General features: G+C 31.9%; 1 protein-coding gene and 1 pseudogene. Both read left to right on the top strand.

Features of this window, described 5'->3' with window-relative positions; genetic code table 11:
- Positions 1-181, top strand: a pseudogene (locus AMO08_RS03870) (ABC transporter substrate-binding protein); the annotation flags it as partial.
- An 86-nt stretch (positions 182-267) separates the two neighbouring features.
- A partial coding sequence (locus AMO08_RS03865; RefSeq protein WP_179850743.1) for an ABC transporter ATP-binding protein occupies positions 268-746 on the top strand: 479 nt, incomplete at its 3' end.

Here is a 746-nt window from a genome sequence, read left to right as displayed (position 1 = left end):
GAATGCAATGTCTAAAGCGTCTGAAATGAAAGTTGCAGATATGAAAGATACTTTAAGTGGATTTAAATTCTTAACTCCAGAAGAAACTAAAACATCTATGGAAAGTGGAAATTTACACAAGTTCCTTGAAGGAATGGGAACTCCAGGTGGAAACGTAGATACTAGTTTCTTACCTTTATAATTTTAAAGGTTTAAATTTTTTAAAATAGGCACCAATTACTAAAATTGGTGCCTATTTTTTTTTAAAATTTCTAATATAAGACAATTATGAGTGATCTGATTTCTCAAAATCTAAACATGATTTTTAAAACTCCCAAAGGAGAAACTGTTCATGCACTAAAAGATGTAAGTTTTACTTTAAAAAAAGGTGAATTACTTACAGTGCTTGGTCCTTCAGGTTGTGGAAAAACAACTTTACTAAATATTACCGCTGGATTTTTAAGACCTACATCAGGAAAAATAACGCTTAACAATAACGAAATTGATGGACCAGGTGTTGAAAGAGGAATGGTTTTTCAACAAGGTGCTTTATTTGAATGGTTAACAGTTGCTGAAAATGTAAACTTTGGTCTTAGGATGAAAAAAGAAGATCCTGAAGTTACAACTAAGAAAGTTGATGAATGGTTAGACATAGTTGGTCTTAAAGGTTTTGGTAACACACCTACATATCAATTATCGGGGGGTATGCAGCAAAGAGTTGCGCTTGCAAGATGTTTAATAAACGATCCTGATTTAATTTTAATGGA

Origin of the sequence: Candidatus Pelagibacter communis, from assembly GCF_001180205.1 — a bacterium.
Taxonomy (GTDB): domain Bacteria; phylum Pseudomonadota; class Alphaproteobacteria; order Pelagibacterales; family Pelagibacteraceae; genus Pelagibacter; species Pelagibacter ubique_O.
The sequence above is the reverse complement of the archived record's forward strand: the minus strand, read 5'-3'. Positions and strand labels throughout refer to the sequence as shown.